Origin of the sequence: Pontibacterium granulatum (assembly GCF_029961155.1) — a bacterium.
Lineage (GTDB): Bacteria > Pseudomonadota > Gammaproteobacteria > Pseudomonadales > Balneatricaceae > Pontibacterium > Pontibacterium granulatum.
In genome coordinates, this window is record NZ_JASBRH010000006.1 from 217144 (window position 1) to 236592 (window position 19449).

Annotated in this window: 18 protein-coding genes and 2 pseudogenes; 13 read left to right on the forward strand and 7 right to left on the reverse strand. The window is 53.8% G+C overall.

What is annotated here, in order from left to right; all coding sequences use genetic code 11:
• Positions 1-47 precede the first annotated feature (47 nt).
• The 3 genes from QKW35_RS08065 to coaD all read right to left on the reverse strand — a co-directional run bounded on the left by QKW35_RS08065 (position 48) and on the right by coaD (position 1677).
• On the reverse strand, positions 48-701 hold the full coding sequence (locus tag QKW35_RS08065; RefSeq protein WP_282352161.1) for a LuxR C-terminal-related transcriptional regulator: 654 nt from the start codon (positions 699-701) through the stop codon (positions 48-50).
• A gap of 217 nt (positions 702-918) precedes the next feature.
• On the reverse strand, positions 919-1167 hold the full coding sequence (locus QKW35_RS08070; RefSeq protein WP_282352162.1) for a YfhL family 4Fe-4S dicluster ferredoxin: 249 nt from the start codon (positions 1165-1167) through the stop codon (positions 919-921).
• Between the two features lie 27 nt (positions 1168-1194).
• Positions 1195-1677: a pantetheine-phosphate adenylyltransferase gene (coaD, locus tag QKW35_RS08075; protein ID WP_282352163.1), complete on the reverse strand. Its 483-nt coding sequence runs from the start codon at positions 1675-1677 to the stop codon at positions 1195-1197.
• Between the two features lie 180 nt (positions 1678-1857).
• Here coaD and QKW35_RS08080 point away from each other — a divergent pair, with 180 nt between their 5' ends.
• Both QKW35_RS08080 and QKW35_RS08085 read left to right on the forward strand, forming a co-directional pair.
• A complete protein-coding gene (locus QKW35_RS08080; RefSeq protein ID WP_282352164.1) occupies positions 1858-3099 on the forward strand; it encodes a M48 family metallopeptidase in 1242 nt (413 codons plus the stop codon).
• Positions 3100-3195: 96 nt separating this feature from the next.
• The gene (locus QKW35_RS08085) at positions 3196-3816 is read left to right on the forward strand and encodes a TetR family transcriptional regulator (protein ID WP_282352165.1); all 621 of its coding nucleotides are present in this window, start codon (positions 3196-3198) and stop codon (positions 3814-3816) included.
• Positions 3817-3861: 45 nt separating this feature from the next.
• Here the strand turns inward: QKW35_RS08085 and rsmD are convergent, their stop codons facing one another.
• Together rsmD and QKW35_RS08095 are read right to left on the reverse strand one after the other, a co-directional pair.
• On the reverse strand, positions 3862-4479 hold the full coding sequence (gene rsmD / locus QKW35_RS08090; protein WP_282352167.1) for a 16S rRNA (guanine(966)-N(2))-methyltransferase RsmD: 618 nt from the start codon (positions 4477-4479) through the stop codon (positions 3862-3864).
• A gap of 19 nt (positions 4480-4498) precedes the next feature.
• A complete protein-coding gene (locus tag QKW35_RS08095; RefSeq protein ID WP_282352168.1) occupies positions 4499-5707 on the reverse strand; it encodes a peptidase M16 family protein in 1209 nt (402 codons plus the stop codon).
• A gap of 269 nt (positions 5708-5976) precedes the next feature.
• On the opposite strand from QKW35_RS08095, the gene ftsY reads away from it, so the two are divergent.
• The 8 genes from ftsY to trmB all read left to right on the forward strand — a co-directional run bounded on the left by ftsY (position 5977) and on the right by trmB (position 12547).
• A complete protein-coding gene (gene ftsY / locus QKW35_RS08100) occupies positions 5977-7305 on the forward strand; it encodes a signal recognition particle-docking protein FtsY (protein WP_282352169.1) in 1329 nt (442 codons plus the stop codon).
• A 17-nt stretch (positions 7306-7322) separates the two neighbouring features.
• Positions 7323-7982: a cell division ATP-binding protein FtsE gene (ftsE, locus tag QKW35_RS08105; RefSeq protein ID WP_282352170.1), complete on the forward strand. Its 660-nt coding sequence runs from the start codon at positions 7323-7325 to the stop codon at positions 7980-7982.
• Positions 7975-9048: a permease-like cell division protein FtsX gene (gene ftsX / locus QKW35_RS08110; protein ID WP_282352172.1), complete on the forward strand. Its 1074-nt coding sequence runs from the start codon at positions 7975-7977 to the stop codon at positions 9046-9048. The genes ftsE and ftsX overlap by 8 nt, the downstream gene beginning before the upstream one ends.
• A gap of 254 nt (positions 9049-9302) precedes the next feature.
• On the forward strand, positions 9303-10157 hold the full coding sequence (rpoH, locus tag QKW35_RS08115; RefSeq protein WP_282352174.1) for an RNA polymerase sigma factor RpoH: 855 nt from the start codon (positions 9303-9305) through the stop codon (positions 10155-10157).
• 149 nt (positions 10158-10306) lie between these two features.
• Positions 10307-10702 (forward strand): DUF423 domain-containing protein, encoded by a 396-nt coding sequence (locus QKW35_RS08120; RefSeq protein ID WP_282352175.1) that lies wholly within the window; start codon positions 10307-10309, stop codon positions 10700-10702.
• Positions 10692-10892 (forward strand): sulfur carrier protein ThiS, encoded by a 201-nt coding sequence (thiS, locus tag QKW35_RS08125; protein WP_282352178.1) that lies wholly within the window; start codon positions 10692-10694, stop codon positions 10890-10892. Before QKW35_RS08120 ends, thiS begins: the two co-directional genes overlap by 11 nt.
• A 66-nt stretch (positions 10893-10958) precedes the next feature.
• Positions 10959-11750 carry a thiazole synthase gene (locus QKW35_RS08130; protein ID WP_282352180.1) on the forward strand — a complete coding sequence of 264 codons (792 nt, stop codon included), beginning with the start codon at positions 10959-10961 and terminating at the stop codon, positions 11748-11750.
• A gap of 65 nt (positions 11751-11815) precedes the next feature.
• The gene (gene trmB, locus QKW35_RS08135; RefSeq protein ID WP_282352183.1) at positions 11816-12547 is read left to right on the forward strand and encodes a tRNA (guanosine(46)-N7)-methyltransferase TrmB; all 732 of its coding nucleotides are present in this window, start codon (positions 11816-11818) and stop codon (positions 12545-12547) included.
• Between the two features lie 463 nt (positions 12548-13010).
• On the opposite strand, the pseudogene QKW35_RS21315 reads toward trmB, so the two are convergent.
• Positions 13011-13130 (reverse strand): annotated as a pseudogene (locus tag QKW35_RS21315) (IS30 family transposase); the annotation flags it as partial.
• Position 13131: 1 nt separating this feature from the next.
• A pseudogene (locus tag QKW35_RS08140) lies at positions 13132-13278 on the reverse strand (helix-turn-helix domain-containing protein); the annotation flags it as partial.
• A 212-nt stretch (positions 13279-13490) separates the two neighbouring features.
• Here QKW35_RS08140 and QKW35_RS08145 point away from each other — a divergent pair.
• Genes QKW35_RS08145 through QKW35_RS08155 form a run of 3 tightly spaced genes read left to right on the forward strand, consistent with a single transcriptional unit; the run spans position 13491 to position 19004 of the window.
• On the forward strand, positions 13491-15398 hold the full coding sequence (locus QKW35_RS08145; RefSeq protein WP_282352186.1) for an ABC-three component system protein: 1908 nt from the start codon (positions 13491-13493) through the stop codon (positions 15396-15398).
• 1 nt (position 15399) lies between these two features.
• On the forward strand, positions 15400-15999 hold the full coding sequence (locus QKW35_RS08150; protein ID WP_282352189.1) for an ABC-three component system middle component 1: 600 nt from the start codon (positions 15400-15402) through the stop codon (positions 15997-15999).
• Complete coding sequence (locus QKW35_RS08155) at positions 15996-19004, forward strand: AAA family ATPase (protein WP_282352191.1); 3009 nt, start codon at positions 15996-15998, stop codon at positions 19002-19004. Before QKW35_RS08150 ends, QKW35_RS08155 begins: the two co-directional genes overlap by 4 nt.
• The last annotated feature ends 445 nt before the right edge of the window (positions 19005-19449 follow it).

Consider the following 19449-nt stretch of genomic DNA (forward strand, 5'->3'; position numbering starts at 1 on the left):
CCCGCGGCAGTCATCTGTTGCGGGCTTTTCTTATGTTCGGAGAAAACTTAGTTGTTTTCCTGGTACCAGTGAACCGCCTGGGTTCGGTTAACCACACCGATCTTTTTGTACAGGTTGTACAGGTGGGTTTTTACCGTGTGCTGGCTCAGGAACAGCGTCTTAGCGATGTCGGCGTTGCTCTTACCCTGGGACGTCAGGTCCAGTACTTCCAGCTCGCGGGGGCTGAGCGCTTCGGTCAGCTTGGAGGCGGAGCGCGGCGCTTTACGGAAACTGGCCATCTCGTTCATTTGGCTGCGAGAGAACCAGTAACGGCCTTCCAGCAGTTCGCTCAGGCCTTTTTCCAACAGTTCTTCACCCATATCTTCGGTAAAGACACCGCTCAGCACAGGCCATTTGAGCGCGTCCTGCAGGTCTTGCTCTTCAGCGACATTCAGTAACGCTACGGTTGTGTCTTCAGCTGCGGACTGCAGCTCTTCTAAGAGTTTCAGGGTGTTTGCCCAGTCTGCCGCACTGCAGTCGACCAGAACCAGGTTGTTCTTGATCGTCTCGGCTGATGGCGCGCCATCAGAGAACGCATGGGTATCCATTTCACTGGCGTCAGGCAGCAGTGCAGCTAACTGCTGGGCAAGTGTCTCTGTGTCTGAAATCAGTATTGCTTTCTGCGCTTCAGACGTCGCAGGGGCGACAGCCACTTCTGACATGTTTCTTTCCATAACCGATGAACCAAAAAACTCCTGATAGTCTAGGATAATTTGAGCGACAGCGGGGAGTTTTCTCTAAGAAAAACGTCTTAGAATCCTAAAACAAAACATTTTGCTGAGCTATAGCAAATTTTCAACCTTACAGTTGATCAGGGTATCGTATTCTAGACAATAAAAAAGCAGGCATATAGCCTGCTTTTTTATAGAAATCAGAAGCTTAGGCGCCAGTCAGCTGCTTGTATTTTTCCATCAGCTGATCCTGGGTCTCTTCGTGATCCGGATCTTTAGGAATACAGTCAACCGGGCAAACCTCTACACACTGCGGAGTATCGTAGTGACCTACACACTCAGTACATTTTGCAGGGTCAATCTCGTAAATCTCATCCCCAGGAGTGATCGCCTCATTCGGGCACTCCGGTTCGCATACATCACAGTTGATGCATTCATCGGTAATGATCAATGCCATGACGGCTACCTCACTGAATAAAATATATTATTTATTGCCCAGATGCTCTTTCAGGGCTAAAGCCACCGAAGGATGGACGAATTTGTTAACATCGCCGCCCAACGAGGCTATTTCACGGATCAGGGTCGATGAAATGAACGACAAGTGCTCCGCGGGAGTCAGAAAAATACTCTCTGCCTGAGGTGCCAGCTGTCGGTTCATATTGGCCAGCTGGAACTCGTATTCGAAATCGGATACCGCCCGCAAGCCACGCAGTATAATGTTTGCATTGTGGTCTTTGACAAGATCTGCGAGCAGACAGTCAAAACCCGCAACCTCGACATTGTCCAGGTGACCCACTACATCATGGACCAGTGAAATACGTAGCTCCAACGGCAGCATAGGCTGCTTTTTAGGGCTTTCCGCGATGGCTACGACGACCTTGTCAAAAAGCTTGGCGGCGCGCTCCACCAGGTCGGAATGACCGTTAGTGATAGGATCAAAGGTTCCTGGATATACGGCGATATTCATACTGGACCCGCAGGGGTAAGCTTCCGATCAAATATTAGCAATATTGCATTCGCGGCATAGTAGCGGAATTGCAAGTGGCGTACAAATACTATAATGGAATGATTTGATTTGAATCAGGAATAAAAAAATCGTTTTTTATGCAATTTGTATATATAACGTAGGGGTATTCAGATGCAATGGATGAAAAGGTTTCTGCTGGCTTTAGCAGCGCTGTGGGCGCTGAGTGGCTGTCAGACCTTGCAGCAGATAGACAAAGGTTTATACCAGGTGGCAGATGTGGTCAGCGAGGAGGACCGCGTGACTGGCCAGCGCAGCCTCAGCTTTGCAGGACGTGCCGAGCAGATTGCCAAGGGCAATCAGTACGTTGAGCAGATACTGGCAAAAGAGAAAAAAGAGGGGCGCAAAGTTGATGCTGCGCTGAACAGGCCGCAGTACTACCGCCTGGTGCGTGTGTTCGACCGCATCCATACAGTCAGTCACCTGAGCAATGAGCGCTGGCAGCCGGTGCTGATCGACCGTGACAGCTTTAACGCCTTTACCACCGGCGGTACGTATATCGTGGTACATCTGGGGCTCATGGAGCAGCTGAAAAACGATGACGAACTGGCTGCGGTCATCGGTCATGAGATCGCGCATACAGTGGCCAACCATGTCTTTGAACGACAGAGCCATGCGCAGGTAAGTGCAATTGCTGGCTCGAAGTCCGCGCGCAAAGGGGCGTATCAGGCGGCGTTTACCCATGAAAGCGAGCGTGAAGCGGACCGTATCGGCATTCTGTACAGTGCGCTGGCAGGATTTGATCCCCTGGCTGCCAGCCGCATCTGGGCGCGGCAGTACACACTGCAGGGCAATGCTCGTGCGTTGTTTGCGCATGACCACCCGGTAAACGCTGAACGTCAGGCAGAAACTGCAAAAGTAGGTCAGGCGGTGAAACCGTATTATGCGCCGGGCGAGCGCAACCCACAGTACGCCAGTCTTCTCAAAAACAACGTGCTCTGGCAGCAGGGCGAATCCGCCCAGGCAGGTGAGGGTGGAGGTCTACAGGCGTTGTTGGGTACTGCGTTTGGTGCCTATGTTCAGCATGAACAAGCCAAGCAGGAAGCGCGCCGGCAGCAGGCTCACGCAAACTTTGTAAAAGCGATTGAGACGCGCCTGAAGCTGGAACAAAGCAGCGCACCGGACGCCAAAACACTGGATACCCAGTGGCGCTACAGCGACGGTCCGCGTTTGACGCAGGTGGTCATCGGCTTGCTGATCCAAAAAGGCGAAAAAGTACTGCGAGCGGTTGCCCATGTGGACGGAGAGGTGCGTGCGGGCAGTCGATTCCAGGCGCGCTTTACCTTACCTGAAGGCATCACGGCACAAGAGCTTAAATCCCTGGAGGGGCGTTTCTATCTGGATGATGCGCTGCCCGTGCAGTAACAAATGAGTCACAAAATGTTAACCTTAATCTGTTTGTAACAGGGAATGTCGTCATTTTGCGTTAGCATAATGGCGGCAACACAGACAGGAGGTAACGTGGCCAGACGCACCAAAGAGCAAGCGGAACAAACGAAACAAGCCTTATTGGATACGGCGCTTGAGATGTTCAGCCGGCAGGGGATTAGTCAGACCAGCTTGAAGTCGATCGCTGCAGGTGCCGAGGTAACCCATGGCGCGTTGTACTGGCATTTTAAGAACCGCACCGATCTGGTGGAAACACTCTACGAGGAGCGCGCTTTGCCGCTGGAAGGGATCTTTCTCGATCAATTGCAGGCCGCACGACAGGATGCTTTGGTTGCGCTGAGGGACTTTTTGCTTGAGTGGTTCAAGCTGGTGGTGGGTAAGGCAACTTATACCCAACGTTGGCAGGTGTTTTATATGCAGATGGGCGGTGCATGCCCTGAACTGGAACATATCGCTCCGCAGCTGAGCGAGGAGCGAAACCGCTGGCGTGATTCCCTGGGCAAACTCATCAAGAAAGCCCGTAAGCAAAAGCTGATTCCAACCAAAACGGGCAAGCAGGATCTGGTTGTCGATAACCTGCTGATCCTGATCTTTAGCCTGATCAATACTTCACTGACGACGCCTGCGCTGTGCAAGGGCAAAAAACAGGCGGAGCAGGTGATCGATACCTACCTTCAGGGTATGAGAGTCTGACTCTCATACCCATGCTCTCTTCTAATTGAAGAACGTAGAATAGTGTCACAGCAACGCTTCACGAATAAACAGCTGATAACGTACCTGCCCTGCTTCCTTCTGGCGGTGTTGCTGCCAGTTGGCAGGGACTACTGAGCCGGTCAGGTCGGATTCGGTTTCTACATAGATCACCGCTTCTGCGGCAAGCATGCCGCGTTGCTCCAGCAGTTCACAGCACGGTGCCGCCAGGTCTTTGCGGAACGGCGGGTCCATAAAGATGATGTCGTAGCGCTGCTCTTCATCGGCGATACGGCGTTCCAACCAGCTCAGCACCGAATCCTGAATCACCTCGGCACGGTTACAGCGCAGCAACTGCAGGTTGTCGCGCAACTGACGCACTACTGATGGTTCCTGGTCGATAAAGGTAACCGTTTCAGCACCCCGTGACAGTGCTTCAAAACCCAATGCGCCGCTACCACTAAACAGGTCCAGGCAATGGGCGCCAGCAAGATACGGCTGCAACCAGTTGAACAGGGTTTCGCGTACCCGGTCAGGCGTTGGACGCAGCCCCGGTAGCGGGGTGAACGGGATCTTACGACCGCGCCACTCACCGCCGATGATGCGCAACTGTGATGGTTTTTCGGTAGGGGATTGGTTTCTGCGGGGTGGATTGCGTCTTCCCATTGAAGTTCTGAATCTCTGCTTAGTTAGCGGATGGTCGGTTGTCGATGGTGATCAGGATCTGATTATCCCGGTCCAGGCTCGCACTGGCCAGCATCACAATCTGATCGCTGCTGACAACACGCAGCTGTTCACTGTAGTTGGCCAGCGTATCGAGCGGCAGCTGATAGAGTGCCACCTGTTGCAGGGCTGTCAGCTGGTTTTGTTCGTCAGTCATACGCTCCTGCCAGTTTTCAATTACCTGATTGCGGCTTCTCTCGGCCAGTTCAGGTGTGAGGCGGTTGCGCAGCGCAGTCAGTAGGTTATCCAGGGGCTGATCTGAATGCAGAAGCAGCGCACTGTAACCACCATCCTGCAGGGATGACCAAAGCTGACGGTAATCGAAGCTCAGGCGCTCGTTAGTTTGTGCCAGCGCATCCTGCAACAGGTGAGCGGCCAGCTTATGTACGGCAAACTGATCGCTGGTGCGCGGTGGGATGGCAGAACCCAGTAAAAGGTGGAAGCGACTGTCGTTGGTGGCAGGCAGGATCTGTACTTGAGGGTGGCTACTTAGCTGACGTGCACTCAGTGATGACGGTACCAGGCGCGGTGGATGTTCAGCGAGCTGTTCTGCCAACTCTTCAGCTTCGTTCCCGGATACAAAGAAACGGGCGTTGTTGAGCATTCCCTGATAGCGGTTATTCAATTGCATCAGCGGGTCTTGCTGGTCGCCACCGGTCAGGCGGCTGAAAAAACTGTTCAGCAGCTGCTGATCGGTTTTATGGGATTGCAGATAGTCGCGGGCTTTCAGCTTTTCCAGCACCGGTTGCCACAATACCGGTTCGATCGGTTGCTGCAGATTGGCGAACAATGACTGCCAGTCAGGCTGCTGATCCACGGCTGTGAGGTTGAACTCGAGGTTCAGGTGGTCCTGTGCCTGACGCAGGCTGTAACGCACGGAATTGGGCAGGACTTGGGCCCCAAGCTGGCTTTCAAGTATCTGGGCCAGCAGCGTCTGCAGTTGTTTTTCGCTGTTGCTGATCGCGCTGCCGGTGGGGAGCAGTACGCTCAGGTTGGTGGTGTCGGCGTTGTGCTCAACCCAGTACACCGGCAGGTTCTCTGCACGGTTCAGCTCCAGATAATCCGGCTCCCGAGAATCCAGCGTAGCCAGGTACAGGATGGTGATCGCCGATACCCACATGATGATTTTCAGGTAGGTACGATTAAACAGCGGCTTGTAGGGTTCAGACATAAGTCGCGACAGTCCTTTCCTTTGTATGGATATTGGCGCTCTATGATAAGATACCGGGCGGTAATTCAAAATGACTCATGATCTGCAACGAGTCAGCGTTATAGTGAGCTGGTCTGATCGAAGCACGCCGGGCGTATGCGCCGGATTCTAGCATCTCAGACCCTCGTCAGACGCCGGAAACTGATTTTTTATTTATGCGCTTGTTTTGCAGCAGGGTACTGCCGGTTGGGAAATCCCAAGCGGGGTGCGTGCTGTATTGAGGAATACTGATGTTTAAGAAACTGAAATCGCTGTTTGGCGGCGGCGACGAAGCGAAAGAAAAGGTTGTATCGACCGAAGAAACGGCGGTTGCTGAAGCCGAGGTTGAAGCGAAACCGTCGGTAGAAGAACCGGTCGCGAAAGAAGAGCCTCTAGCAGAAAAAGAGCCTTCAGCAGAACAAGGGCCAGCAGCAGAACCAGAGCCTGCAGCAGAAACCGTACCTGAACCCGCTGAAGAAGCGCCGGTAGAAGAGGTGGTTGCCGAAGAACCTACCCGCGAACAGCCGGAAGCGGTTGTAGAACCTGACGTTGTCGTCGAGCCGGTTGAGCCCGTACGAGAGCCGGAACCTGAGCCACAGCCAGAGCCGGTTGTCGCAGCGCCAGCGCTCATTTTGGCAGCTGAGCCGGAACCTGAGAAAAAAGGCCGTTTCTTCGCCCGCATCAAGGCGGGACTGACCCGCACCAAGGCGAACCTGACCAAGCAGCTGGGTAACCTGTTCCTGGGTGCTAAAGAGATTGACGACGATCTGCTGGAAGAGATCGAAACGCTGTTGCTGATGGCCGACGTGGGTGTGGAAGCGACCACCGAGATTATCGAACGCCTGACCGACAAGGTTGAGCGTAAGCAGTTGGGTGATGCCCAGGCGCTGCAGGTTGCCCTGAAAGAGGAGCTGGCTGCGCTGCTGCACGAAGTAGATGAGCCGCTGAAGGTAGAAGCCAAAGAGGGGCCGTACGTGATCCTGATGGTGGGTGTGAACGGTGTAGGTAAAACCACCACCATCGGTAAGCTGGCGAAGAAATTCCAGGCAGAAGGTAAGTCTGTCATGCTGGCAGCGGGTGATACCTTCCGTGCGGCAGCGGTTGAGCAGTTGCAGGTCTGGGGTGAGCGTAACGACGTGCCGGTTGTCGCACAGCACACCGGTGCCGATTCCGCATCCGTGATCTACGATGCGGTGCAGTCTGCACAGGCGAAAAACGTTGATGTCCTGATCGCCGATACCGCCGGTCGTCTGCAGAACAAAGACCACCTGATGGACGAGCTGGCAAAAGTCGTGCGTGTGATGAAGAAACTATCGCCAGACGCCCCACACGAAGTGATGCTGGTACTGGATGCGGGTACCGGTCAGAACGCACTGAGCCAGGCGAAAACCTTTAAAGAAGCCGTGGGCGTATCCGGTATCACCCTCACCAAATTGGACGGTACCGCCAAAGGCGGTGTGATCTTCGCGATCGCCAAGCAGATGGAGTTGCCGATCCGCTTTATCGGCGTGGGCGAGCAGATCGACGATCTGCGTCCATTTAACTCCGACGAGTTTGTCGACGCCCTCTTCGAAGAGTAACAAAGAGTAGACAACGGATGATCCGCTTCGATCGAGTCAGTAAACGCTTTGCCACCGGGCAAGATGCCCTGAGTGATATCAGTTTCGACCTCACGCGCGGGGAGATGGCGTTTCTGACCGGCCACTCGGGTGCGGGGAAAAGTACCCTGTTGAAGCTGATCATGCTGATGGAGCGCCCGACCCAGGGCAACGTGTTTGTGGGTGATCAGGATCTGTCCCGGATGAAAGGCGGTGAGATCCCGTACCTGCGCCGTAAGATCGGCGTGGTGTTCCAGAATCACCAGTTGCTCTTTGATCGCACCGTGTTTGACAATATCGCCCTGCCGTTGGATATCTCCGGTTACTCGCCGGAAGATGCGGCCCGTCGTGTGCGCGCGGCGCTGGACAAGGTGGGATTGCTCTCCAAAGAGAAGATGAATCCGGTCATGCTGTCCACCGGTGAACAGCAGCGTGTGGGGATCGCCCGTGCAATCGTCAATAAGCCGCAACTGCTGCTGGCGGACGAGCCGACCGGTAACCTCGACCCGGCATTGTCGGAAGAGATCATGCGCCTGTTCATGGAATTCAACCGTCACGGCACCACCGTGCTGATCGCGAGTCACGATCTCAACCTGATCTCGCGCATGCGCAACCGTATCCTGACCCTGAAACGTGGGAGGCTGGTGGCCGGTGCCTAATCGAGTGGAAGAGCGTCGTCGTGGCGCGGTGCGTCAGCAGCCAACGACCAAGCCAACCCGTCAGGGTAAACAAGCTCAGTCGCAGCCGAAGGCTGCACCCCAGACGGCCGCTCCTCAGAAGGGGGCGGAGCGCCATCGGATCAAGTTTGCCGATGCGCGCCGCAGCTGGATTCGCAACCATGCGGATGTAGCGGCCAATGCCTATCACCGCCTTTGGGCGTCCCCGCTATCGACCCTGATGACCCTCGCCGTACTGGCGATAGCACTGGCGTTGCCGGGGGCGTTGCTGGCGGGACTGAAAAACCTGCATGGCTTGAGCGAAGGCTGGGGCACTGAGCCGCGTATCTCTCTTTACCTGCATACCAGCGTCACCGAAGCCAAGGCCGAACAGGTCAGTCGGCAACTGTTGCTGCGCGATGATCTCTCCGCCGTAGAGCTGATCAGTAAAGAGCAAGGCCTGCTGGAGTTTCGTCGCACCACCGGCCTGGATGATGTGCTACAGTACCTGTCGGATAACCCGCTACCCAGCGTGATTGTGGTGCTGCCAAGAGGCAAAGATGCCACCACCTTGCCGTTGCTGCGGGAGCAACTCGCTGAGCTGCCGGAGGTGGAAGAGGCGGTGCTGGATATGGCCTGGGTACAGCGCCTGACGGCGATTGTCGCCGTGTCCGAGCGTGGTGTGATCGTGTTTGGGGTCTTGCTGGCCCTGGCCGTGTTGATGGTGGTAGGTAACACCATCCGCCTACTGATCGAAAACCGCCGTGACGAGATCATCGTGGCTAAGTTGGTGGGCGCAACCAATGCGTGGGTGCGTCGTCCGTTCCTCTACACCGGTGCCTGGTTTGGTTTGCTGGGTGGAGTAATCGCCTGGGTCTTGGTGCAGGTGAGCCTGATGTTGCTGGAACCACCGGTGGAGCAGTTGGCTGAGTTGTACGAAAGCCAGTTTGAGATTCAGGGGCTGGGTTGGTTGGGCTCGTTGCTGCTGATTCTGGTCAGTACTCTGTTGGGGCTGGCCGGTGCCTGGCTGGCGGTCGGTCGTCACCTGCGTGAAGTAGAGCCCCGCTAAACACGCAAAGCTTATATGTCTATGGCCCCAACCTTTAGTTTCGGGCCATTGTTGCACCATTTGAACGCTGATTTCCCTGAAAACGACGCAAATCGGGCGAAAGGATGCCGTTCCTGTCTTGAAATCTTCATCTTTCCCCGCTAATTTACACTGTTCACTGAGGTGCCAACCTCAGCGGAGTTGGAACTAAATCCTGCCAAGCAGGTCACAGTGACGGATTCACTTTTTTCGTCATTAGATACGAGGTCAAAAAGTTGGGCACAAGCTTACAAATCGTTGAAAACCTCTCTCCGGGTCGCAATCTGGATGCCTACGTGCAATCCGTAAGTGCAATCCCTGTACTGAGTGCAGATGAGGAGCGTAAGCTGGCAGAGCGTCTCTACTACGAGGAAGATGTCGCATCTGCACGTCAGCTCGTTATGTCACATCTGCGATTTGTGGTTCACGTAGCAAAGTCCTATTCCGGTTACGGTCTGCCGTTGGGTGACCTGATCCAGGAGGGTAACGTGGGTCTGATGAAAGCGGTCCGTCGCTTCGATCCGACCATGGGTGTACGTCTGGTTTCCTTTGCAGTGCATTGGATCAAGGCCGAAATGCACGAGTTTATCCTGCGTAACTGGCGTATCGTAAAAGTAGCCACCACCAAGGCTCAACGTAAGTTGTTCTTCAACCTGCGTTCCATGAAAAAGGGCCTGACCTGGATGACCAACGACGAGGTTAAAGCCGTCGCGGATGATCTGGGTGTGGAAGCCAAAACCGTTCGTGAAATGGAAGGCCGTCTGGCTGCCAACGACACCGCATTTGATGCGCCGGTGGCGGATGACGACGAGACCCCTTTCTACGCCCCTGCGAACTACCTGGAAGATATGAGTGCCGATCCGGCCAGCCAGGTTGAAGATGCCAACTGGAAGCAGGAAACCGAACAACAGCTGATGACCGCCATGCAGCAGCTGGACGAGCGCAGCCAGGACATCCTGATCCAGCGTTGGTTGCGCGAAGAGAAAGCCACCCTGCACGAACTGGCCGCGAAGTATCAGGTCTCGGCGGAACGTATCCGTCAGCTTGAGAAAAACGCCATGAAGAAGATTCGATTGGCACTGGAAGCCTAAGGGCTGCCGTGACCATCAACCGACCACATAAGAGCCGCTAAACTGCGGCTCTTTTTTGTCTGCGATACGGGCTGTGGAACGTGTGCAGGTCAAGACGACCGGCTGCCCTTTACGCTATAATCCCGCTTCACGAGTATCAGAGACAGACCATGCCCGCATCCATCTTTCTGCTGATGGCCGCCCTGAGCGGTTTGATCGCCGTAGCACTTGGGGCATTTGGTACCCACGGCCTGAAAGGTTACCTGGCACCCTACCTGATGGATGTGTACCAAACCGGCGTGCAGTACCAGTTCTACCATACCTTGGCGTTGCTGGTGGTGGCGGTCTTGGGGTTGCGTGAACCTGTCCGTGCGCTAAATGTGGCGGGCTGGTGTTTTGCCCTCGGTATTGTGCTCTTCTCTGGCAGCCTGTATTTGTTGGCACTGAGCGGTACCCATTGGTTGGGTGCTGTTACGCCGATAGGTGGCTTGGCATTTCTGGTTGGCTGGGCCGCACTGGCCTATTCAGCCATACAACTGAGCGGGAAACTGAACGATGCAGATTAATCTGAACGGTGACTCTCTGGATGTGCGCGACGGCGCATCCCTGACCGATTTGGTGGAGCAGCTGGGCCTGAGCGGCAAGCGTATCGCCATCGAGCTGAACATGGAGATCATCCCTCGCAGTGAGCATCCGACCACACAGCTGGCGGAAAATGACACGGTGGAAATCGTCAACGCGATTGGTGGTGGTTGAGCCTGCCATACCCACCATCCGTAGATTCATCAGCCATACGATAACGATAAACCTGGGAACAAAAGAATGTCTGAGCAAGCAAACGACGCCTTGGTAATTGCCGGTAAGCGCTACAACTCCCGTCTGCTGGTCGGTACCGGTAAGTACAAAGACCTGGATGAAACCCGTGATGCAATCGCAGCCAGCGGCGCTGAGATCGTAACCGTGGCGGTACGCCGTACCAACATCGGTCAGAATGCGGACGAGCCTAACCTGCTGGACGTCATTTCCCCGGACAAATACACCATCCTGCCAAACACCGCTGGCTGCTACACCGCAGATGACGCGGTACGTACCTGCCGCCTGGCGCGTGAACTGCTGGACGGTCACAACCTGGTGAAGCTGGAAGTACTGGGTGACCAGAAGACCCTGTACCCGAACATGGTGGAAACCATCAAAGCGACCGAAACCCTGGTGAAGGACGGCTTTGACGTGATGGTGTACTGCAACGACGACCCGATTGTCGCAGCACAGCTGGAAGACATGGGCTGTGTGGCGGTGATGCCACTGGGCTCCCTGATCGGTTCCGGTCTGGGCATCCTGAACCCACACAATATCAACATCATTATGGAAAGCGCCAAGGTGCCGGTACTGGTCGATGCGGGTGTAGGTACAGCGTCTGATGCTGCCATCGCCATGGAGATGGGCTGTGAAGGTGTACTAATGAACACCGCAATCGCAGCGGCGAAAGACCCGATCATGATGGCATCCGCGATGCGTAAAGCGATCGAAGCGGGCCGTGAAGCTTACCTGGCTGGCCGCATGCCACGTAAGAAATACGCCAGTGCCTCCTCCCCGATGGACGGCCTGATCAAGTAATTAACTGAGTTACACGCCTGAGCCCGGTGCTGGTCACCGGGTTTTGCGTTTCTGCAGCGAGAGCTATGAGCGAAGAACAGATCCCACAGCAGCCTGAATCTGAAGCAGGCGAAGAGAAGAAATACATGCGTAAGGTACGTAGCTTTGTGCTGCGTGCCGGTCGAATGACCGAAGGTCAGCAGCGCGGCTTCGATGAAGCCTGGCCGCTGATGGGCCTGGAGCTGGAAAACGGCATGATCGATACCGCCGAAGTCTTTGGTCGTGAAGCACCGGTGGTGCTGGAGATCGGTTTTGGTATGGGCGATTCCCTGATCTCCATGGCCAAGGATCAGCCAGAGAAGAACTACATCGGTATCGAAGTACACCGTCCGGGTGTAGGCCGTTTGCTCAACAACGCCAAGCTGGAAGGTCTGGAGAACATCCGTGTGTACTGTGACGATGCCGTAGAAGTATTGGCGCAGTGTATCCCGGATGGCAGCCTCGACACGCTGCAGCTGTTCTTCCCGGATCCATGGCACAAGAAAAAGCACCACAAACGCCGTATCGTGCAGCCTGAATTCGCTCAGGCGCTGCGTAAGAAGCTGAAAGTAGGCGGTGTGTTCCACATGGCAACTGACTGGGAAAACTACGCCGAGCACATGATGGAAGTGATGAGCGCGGCAGAAGGCTACCAGAACGTGGCCGGTGACGGTCAGTACTCACCGCAGCCGGAATGGCGCCCGGTGACCAAGTTCCAGAAACGCGGCGAGCGTCTGGGGCATGGGGTCTGGGACCTGATGTTCGAACGCACTGCATAAACTCTTTTCAAAGGCCTGCTATCAAGCAGGCTGTGCTCAAACAATAAAGTTGTTAACAAAACAATAAAGTCTTTAAGCAGACAATAAAGTAGTTAAGTAAACAATATAGTTGTTAAGTTAGTGGACAAACTGATGTCCGTTAACGATAAGCGACCAGGACGGTCGCTTATCGGCACAGAGTGGACATTATCGTTGCTTTCAGCAAAAGCACGAATCTAGCGCCAGTGAATTGTTACTCTGCCCCCGATTTCTGGATTCTCCAGGATAACCCCCTTGATGATGTAGCTGGCATAGATCAGTGCCTGTAACTGGTCAAAACCAACTGTTTTGTATTTACGGGCCGTAATGAGTATCCAAAGTTGGGTTTTAGGTACTGTAAAGTGGTTGCTCATGAATCACTACTGCGAACACGGTGACGAGCATTTACCGTAACGCGAATTCAACTCCGAAGTGATACATCTGCCTATGCAGCCTGAATCTGTTCTTTCAACACGATTTCGGGCTGCCTGAACCCGAGGCATTTGCGAGGCTTCAGATTTAACTGTTTTTCTGCCTGGCGAACATCCTTGTCCGGGATCGTACGCTCCTTGGCTACTGTTGCATTTCAACTCCCGGTAGATTGTCGAACGAAGAACCTCAGCTGCTCTGGCAATCGCTGTCGCCGAACCTCCCTGCGCAAGGAAAGCCGATATCTGGTATCGTTTCCCCTCGGTCAACTGCTGATAACTTATGGTGACACGTCTTTTACTTTGGCGAGCGGAAGCGTACCACTAATCAGCAGTCGCACTTATTTATTTAAATCACCGCTGGTCGATGATGACCTTCAGGGTTGAGTTCATGTAGTAATCGTCTATTACTGCTAGCTAGGTTTTAATCTCGTAATGCAACAGACAGCCATTGGAACTGGTTGGTATGTCGGTGTAATGAAGCAAAGGATTTCTTTATGATCAGAAGGTTCCGGCTGGAGCAGAAGTCTCATTACGAGAGGCGGGTAATTGCTCAGCGCTTGTCGGACATGCTTGATAAGTTCCTTGACGGACGGTGCGCTCCACTCGCGATCGGAGCTGAAAAGGGCGGTATCGAAGAGTGGGATGACGTGGTCATCCTCCACTCCCCAGACTCCTTTGAGCATCTGCAGGTCAAACGCCAAACCAGCGATTTCTGCACCAAGAATCCAGATAAGACAAAACAACAGGTCAAGGCATCCAAGGGTAAATCTGCCGGCACTGAGCCCGCTGGCTCAGTCATAGACTCGGCATTTGCCAGCCTCGCTAGGCACGGTGGCTTGGGCACTTTCGATTCCCTCCCGGATCGTCAGTTTCAGCTGACCCTAGTCGGTGCGAACCTAAAGATAAAAAAAGACCTGACCGTCGACCATTTGGATGCCTTGTGCAAGCTGTGCCGCCAAGACGGACTTGACTTGGACGAACTTGCCAATCGCAAGGACGGCCCCACCGAACGAACCTACCTTTGGCTCACGACCTGGTGTGGGTTCAAAGATTGGAAGCACATCAGGGACACCTTGCGTCGCGTCACCATAGTCTGCGTAGGCAACGATGCGACCCTAGAGCAACGCTCCGTTGAATCTCTCGGCCGGCACTTTACCGATCCGAAACGGACGCTTGAACGCCTAATAACGTACATCACTGGCGAGACATCTGACGTGTCAGCTTTGGACTGCCATGCGGTAGTCCGAGAACTCAAGGACGAGCTTCGCCCAGATATTGAAACCTGGGCTCAGTATCGTTTAGGCGACGAAGTTCTGCCGGCTGGCAGATCATGGTCTTTCGCAGGGACTCATGATCTTGGTGGGGCGGCTCCCGGATCTGCGCAGGGGGTTGTGGAACACATGTGGAGTAGTGAACCTGGAGCCCGGAAGCTAAGGATATACGCCCCATACACGCCCTCCACCGGAGCAAATCTCACTCTTCCAATAGCAATACTGCGCATGGCTTTACACCTGCCTAATGGCAGTCAGAGTCTGATGCTAGGCGAATCAACGTGGCGCAGTAACGTCAGCCATGAAGTCGGGTACACGCTCGGTTGCGCAGAGAACGACCTAAACAACCTCCCGTGGCTCGAAAACTCTGAACGGCTCGCGTGCGCGCTGGATCGTGAATTTAAGACACTAGGCGAGACGCGAGCCGAAGCTGATGCGCTCGCAAGCGCCATGGACAACTTAGTGTGGCAGGGGCTTATTCAAGGTGTTTCTAAAAAGCTTGCCGCCATTACAGATCATGCCCTTGCTGGTGCCATGGAAGCAGTTTGGCTGGAATGGTTGGACGGGTTCGCCAAGAATCCCGAGAGCCGCCGAAAATTTCTGGATCAGCTTCTGTACCCGGAAACGGAAGGGAAAAATGCGAAGCACGCACTTCGCCTTGGTCCTCGCACTTTGGATCTGTTAGTCACCGCAGTTGAAACCCTGTTGCTGGTTGCGGTGGGGGTCGGTGGAAACGGCAGCGGCTGGGCATCTTTCCCGGATTGTGGGGAGGTGTTGAGCATCGCGCTTAAGTACTGGTCTGGCCCCGCTGGCCCCGATGCTGAAGTCCGTGAGCTGTCTGACGACCCTTTGATGACTGTTATCGGCCCCTCTCCTGCCCCGGTCGTGATCCTTTCAGGAGTGAGTGCCTCCCCCTCAGAGCTATTGGACATAGGAATGGCTGATGACGCCGATACGGCTACTAGTATGGCAGCCGAGCGCCAGCCGCACCTTCTCGTAACTAGATCTGGGGCGTTTCGTCATCTGCGTAAGGGCACTCTGGCCACTGTGCAACAGTACTTCACCAAACAATGGCAAAATCGACTGTCCGCCCGCCAGTCAGCCATCGAAATGAACGCGAAAGGAATCTGAAATGCTAACAATCCCTGACATGGCTGCAGCAATCGAGAAGCGCGCTGAAGGTCGTTATGAAGTTGCCATATCCAATATGTTTGAATTGGTATCACCATCAACTGAGATCGACTCTACTGTGCTACGACTCAAGCGAGTTAATCAGGGAGGTGCGGGCTGGCGCACCGTGTTGATCGCAGCTTTTCCCTTCGATTTAGCAAAAATCCAGATCGCCTTTCGGTGGGCGGCGGATGTCCGTGACTTGCTAGAAGAGCCGCAAACGGCGGACCTCTACATGTTCATGGCCATCGAAGGCATTACGTCAGAAGACGCGGCTCGCCTCGAGGCGGATGATCGCTTCTGCAGAAAGATAGTGGTCAGAGAGCAGGAAGATGTCGACTCTTTTCTAGACCGGGGCTTTTTAGCCACTCTTTCGCCCTCGGGCAGCACAGACACCATCAGCGATCCACTATTAGCGTCTTTGGGCTCAATGGTCCAGGTGCATTCATGGGTGGAGCCGCACTTGGACACGTGGCGAGAATTGCTTCTGTCTGGAAGGCCAGGTGGTGATATCGCTGAAGCCCTGAAGGTTACGGCATATGGTGACGAGGACTCCCAATGAAACATCTCAAGTCCATTACGCTTTCCAACATACGCAGGTTTGGCGCCGACACCACGATTGAGCTTAGCCGCGGTGCAACCATTCTCCTAGCCCCCAATGGCACTGGAAAAACGTCTTTCTTTGAAGCCATCGAGTTCGGCCTCACTGGTAAGATTTCCCGACTTGGCGAGAATCTTTCTCCAATCATTCGAGATACTGAAACCACAGCTCAAGTGAGGCTGGATTTCGGTGACGTGCAAGCCTCTTCTCAAGTGAACAACACCGGTAACATTGAGAGAACGGGTGACTTAAGCCCTCTTTTTCCGGAGACAGACCCTGAGGACATTCCGTTTCTGCTTAGGCTTACCCATCTACTTGATCAGCGTGAGGGGGAATGGCTGGTAAAAGCAGACGCCAAAGTTGCAGGCTCTCAATTGGCACGGTTGCCGGTTGGCAAAGATGGCACTCAGGTGAATTCTGCTCTTGGTGGCATTCGTCGCGCACTCAAAGATCAACTGAAACAAGCCCAGGAAGCAATCGATAAGCTTGAAGAAGAGTTTGGGGAATGGCAGGCCTTGAGCCGTGATCGGGATCTAGCAGCTGCTCAGCCTCAAGAGTCGCTTCGTAGCAAAGAGCACATCGCTGACTCCATTTCGGACATTGCACGCCAGACGCAATGCTTCGAACAGTTGCCCGCAGGCCTACTGATGCCTTCGTTGGGCCAGAATGGCTTGGAAACTTTGCACGATGCGTTGGAACAGTTGGTAAAAGCCAAGCTAGACCGGCTTCGTAATAAGATCACGGCGCTAGCTGAAGTTGACGGTCTCATAAGCCAATTCGTTACTGAGCAAGCACGTTCGGAGCAGCTTGGTAACGAACTTATCACTGTTACGCAAGAGCTTGTGCAGAAGAAAGAGGAGCGCGCCCTAGTAGCTGCCCGTCATGAGAGGCTCCAACTGGAGTTGGTCACTGCAGAAGGTGAGCGTGATACCATCGCTCAGCATCTCAAGCGATACGCAGATGAGACCCTAGCCAAAGAGACCGTCGATCAACGAAAGCAGCTACTGGAGACCGCGGAAAAGACATTAAACAGTGCCGAGTCTCAGGCATCCCTCTTGCGTCGCGAGCATGAACGCAACGAGCAGCTCTGCATCCAACATGACCTCATCGACAGAGAACGCAAGGCGTTGCTACAAGTAGACGCTGACCTTCTCACTGCGCATCAACTCTTGGAGAGCTGGGAGCAGACGCTTCAGCACGTTGCGGCTGTCAAGGGCTATATCAGTGAAGAAGAGGCACGAGAGAATGCCCTTCAAGAGCAACTTCGAGCCGCGGTTTCGTCAAAGGTCTCCGCTGAAGTAGAGGAGCATGCAGCTAGGAGCAATCACGAGACTTTGGCCTCGGCCGCTGATTCCATACGGCAAGCCGTGGCGTCTATCGCGGCCCACCTACCAAGCGAGCGCGGTGACTGCCCCTTATGTGGTGAAAATCATGGTGCAGAAGGCCTTCATAAACGTGTTGCTAAGGCTCTAGAGGCTATCGACCCTAACGTTGTCGAAGCCGAACGACGCGTCAAGAAAGCAATTGATGCTTTGCGTGAATGCATAGAGGCGGTCACACACACCGAAGCAGAATTGAGAGCATGCAAAGATAGAATTGTTGAGCTGGAAGTCCAGCAAGAACACCTCGGGGCGGTCATAGAAGATCTTAGAACCAATGCTCTGCTCAATGCCGATACGGTACCGCTCGCGAAAGAGTCAATCCGACACCGAGAAGAAGCAAATGCTTCGGCCAAACTTCAGCTCGACGAGAAGCAGCGCAATCTTGCGCGCCCTCTAGCCCACGATGTCTTTGATCAGGCCAAAAACGCCTACGATTCGGCTGTTCGCGAATTGGACTCCGCACGGCAGGGACGATCAGAGGCCAGCAGCATGCTAAAGCAGGCGACCGCGGCATTGGACGCAATCATTTCAGACGCTTCGCCAGCACAAACGCTTGAAGAATTATCCTTGGCGCAAAAACAAAATGCCACTCAGGTCGCAAACCTGAGCGCCAAGGTGCTCGCCGAGCAATCAGCCTTAGATCGGCAGCTGGTTCAACTGAACGGCGTGACGAATAGGGTATCTGTCCTGGAAACACAACTATCGGATGCGCAATCTCGACTTGCTACTGTCCGAGCTTCTTGGCGCCAGTTATCGTTCGACGGCGATCCGACTGCCGAGGTGGCGAGCAGTCGAGAGGATCAGTTGCAGTCCTCAGTCTCCGAACTGACTCGATACTCAGAAACACTACAAACTATCAAAGTCGAGATTGGTGCCTGGAGAAAATTGGAGCAGGCGCGCTTTGTTCAGAGCCTCCTAGATCGTCGGCGCGGTGAGTTGTCGGAGGATGAATTCGCCACTAATCTTCGTCAGCGAGTAGATAAAGAACAATCAAGCCAACAGCGTCTATTGCTGCTATGCAATGCAATGGATACTCTCAGTAAGCATCTATCCACCGAAATTGCTAATGTTCAAAAGCACGTGCTCGCCGTAGTTCCGCGGTGGCAGGCGCTCTTGAAGCAAATAGTTAGAGAGCAACGCTTTACTGGGACAAATCTGGATTTTCGCAGCGCATATAGAAAGGAACGCGCTGAAGTATCCGCACCGCTGCATGGGGAGTTAGTCCCGGTACCGACGATAGCCAGTGAGGCTCAGCTGACGGATTTGCAACTCACCTTCCTGTTGTCAATGGCACTAGATCATCAGTGGTCTTCTTGGCGCGGCTTGCTTCTGGACGATCCAACCCAGCACCATGACTTGGTACACGCAGCCTCTGTATTCGATGTGCTTCGAGATTATATCGTTGATCATGGATTTCAGGTCGTAATTGCAACCCATGACGCCCTTCAAGCTCGTTACTTCATGCGTAAGCTACAAAACGATGGAATCGAAGCTCGCATATGGTCACTTACCCCAACCTCTGATGGTGTTACTGCCTCAGAAAACCCATGGGCGAGTAGACGTCAGATTATGGCTGAGCAGTAAAAATGATGGGTTAACGAAAATAGTTTATTAGGTGATTGATTTAAAATGCTTTTGGTAAAATTAAAAGCTTAGGCTTTCACTGAGCGAAGGGTAGTTGTATGTAGTTTGGATCAAAATAATTCCAAGCGCTCGCGGTGCTCTTCGAGGATGTATATTTTTCTTGTGAATCACGTCAATACTGCAAAGTAGAGGAGCAGGTAAGATCAATCTGAAGACACCCTTGTTGGAGACAGTTCCGTCTGTCTTGCTATGGCACATCTATTAGGGGTGATCAAGTACGCTAAGAATGATCATGCTGCGCTCCTTGCATGTAGATTTAACTTTATTGAAGCACAATCCAAGCCATAAGAATTGTAGTGGTTCAATGAACCCGGACACCAATTTAGGTGGTAAAGTCACCACCGTAGGAAGAGGTGTCCAATGGCAAGACAACGTCGATCATTTT